This is a genomic window from Actinomadura sp. 7K507 (assembly GCF_004348425.1).
Taxonomy (GTDB): Bacteria; Actinomycetota; Actinomycetes; order Streptosporangiales; family Streptosporangiaceae; genus Spirillospora.
This window is the reverse complement of the sequence record NZ_SMKK01000478.1, coordinates 1-2,350: the sequence shown is the minus strand read 5'-3', so window position 1 is coordinate 2,350 and position 2,350 is coordinate 1. Positions and strand designations below refer to the sequence as shown.

Here is a 2,350-nt window from a genome sequence, read left to right as displayed (position 1 = left end):
CGATACCCCTGCTCTCCGACCTGCCGGAGATGCGGCAGGTCACGCGCTCCTCCGGACCGGTCCCCGAAGCGGCTCCGGGGTCGGCGTCGGCGCTGCGCCGACGCCTCCTCGGCGCAGCCCGCCCGGAGCAGGACACCATCCTGGTCGACCTGGTCAGATCCACCGCGGCGGCGGTCCTCGGCCACGCGTCCGGCGACGAGGTGCCGGCCCGGCAGACCTTCAAGGAACTGGGCTTCGATTCGGTGTCCGCCCTTCAGTTCCGCAACCACCTCACCCGCGAGATCGGGATGAAACTGCCCAGCACCCTGGTGTTCGACCATCCCAGTCCGCAGGCACTGGCGCAGTACCTGAGAACGACCGTCACCGACGAGCCCGGAAACGGAACCGGGATCATCGCGCAGCTCGACGAACTGTCCAATTCCGTCGCCATGGCGACTCTTTCCGCGGCCGAGCAGAAGACCATTTCGTGGCGGCTCCAGGCGCTGCTGTCGAGATTCGAGGGCGCGGGCGGCGCACCCGAAGAGCCCGTCAGCGAACTGGAGTCCGCGACCGCGGACGAGGTACTCGACATCATCCGAGAAGAATTCGGCCGATCCTGATTCCACCGCCACGCCTTTGCCCGCATCCTTTGGAGTTCGGTTCAGATGGGGAATGAGCAGCAGCTTCTCGACCACCTCAAATGGATGACCGCAGAGCTGCGGCAATCGCGGCGGCGGCTGCACGAGGCCGAGTCGGCGACGCGGGAACCGATCGCCGTCATCGGGATGGCCTGCCGGTTCCCCGGGGAAGCGTCGTCCCCCGAGCGCCTGTGGCGGCTGCTCGACGACGGCGCCGACGCCATGTCCGGCTTTCCCGCCGACCGCGGCTGGGACCTCGACCGGCTCCACTCCCCGGACCCCGAGCGCCCCGGGACGAGCTACGTCCGCGAGGGCGGGTTCCTGCACGACGCGGGCGACTTCGATCCCGATCTGTTCGGGATCAGCCCGCGCGAGGCGCTGGCCATGGATCCGCAGCAGCGGCTCCTGCTGGAGGGGGCGTGGGAGACCGCCGAACGCGCCGGCATCGCTCCCGCGTCACTGCGCGGCAGCCGGACCGGCGTCTTCGTCGGGACCAACGCGCAGGACTACGCCCAATTGCTCCTCGCGGACACGTCCCGCAAGCTCGAAGGCCATATCAGTCTCGGCAACGCGGCCAGCGTCGTCTCCGGGCGGCTCGCCTACACGTTCGGGCTGGAGGGGCCCGCGGTGACCATCGACACCGCCTGCTCCTCCTCCCTCGTCGCCCTCCACCTCGCCTGCCAGGCACTGCGCCAGGGCGACTGCTCGCTGAGCCTGGTCGGAGGCGTGGCCATCATGTCGACGCCCGGCATCTTCGTGGAGTTCTCCCGGCAACGGGTCCTCGCGCCGGACGCCCGCTGCAAGCCCTTCGCCGCTGCGGCCGACGGCACCGCCTGGTCCGAAGGCGTGGGGCTCCTCCTCGTAGAGCGTCTCTCCGATGCGCAGCGCAACGGGCATCCGGTGCTGGCGGTGATCCGTGGTTCGGCGGTCAACCAGGACGGTGCGAGCAACGGGCTGACGGCGCCGAACGGGCCGTCCCAGCAGCGGGTGATCGAGGACGCGCTGGCCAGCGCGCGGCTCGCCCCCGATGACATCGACGCGATCGAAGCGCACGGCACCGGCACGGCATTGGGCGACCCCATCGAGGCCGAAGCGCTGATCGCGAGCTACGGCCGACATCGTGACCGGCCGCTGTGGCTGGGATCGGTCAAGTCGAACATCGGCCACACCCAGGCCGCCGCCGGTATCGCCGGTGTGATCAAGATGGTCCAGGCCCTCAATCACGGGGTTTTGCCGCGGACGCTGCACGTCGATGAGCCGACCCCGCACGTGGACTGGTCCGCGGGCACGGTCGAGTTGCTCACCGACTCTGTTCCGTGGCCTGAAACCGGGCAGCCGCGCCGTGCCGCGGTCTCCTCCTTCGGCATCAGCGGAACCAACGCCCACCTCATCCTGGAACAACCCCCCGCCAGCACCGAACCCGAAACCGCCCCGGCGCCATCCTCACCTCAAACCAGCACCGAGCTCACCACGGACGCCCCTCAGCCCGAGGTACGGCCTGAGGCTCCGGTGGTTCCGTGGCTGCTATCGGCGAAAACCCCGGCCGCGCTGGCCGCGCAGGCACGGCGGCTGGCCGAGCATCTGGACGTCCACCCGGAGGTGGGTGCCGGCCAGGTGGCGTGGGCGCTGGCCACCACCCGCACCGCCCTGGACCACCGCGCCGTCATCACCGGCGACCACGCCACCCTCCGCGAAGGGCTGCAAGCACTGGCCGCCGGGGAACCCCACCCCAG

At 70.3% G+C, this 2,350-nt stretch carries 2 protein-coding genes; both read left to right on the top strand.

The window, feature by feature from the left end; genetic code table 11:
- Positions 1 to 599 (top strand): phosphopantetheine-binding protein (locus E1285_RS44590; protein WP_243723484.1); only part of this gene is annotated, 599 nt, incomplete at its 5' end.
- Between the two features lie 45 nt (positions 600 to 644).
- The coding region (locus E1285_RS44585; protein WP_207947300.1) for a beta-ketoacyl synthase N-terminal-like domain-containing protein at positions 645 to 2,350 on the top strand (1,706 nt) is incomplete at its 3' end.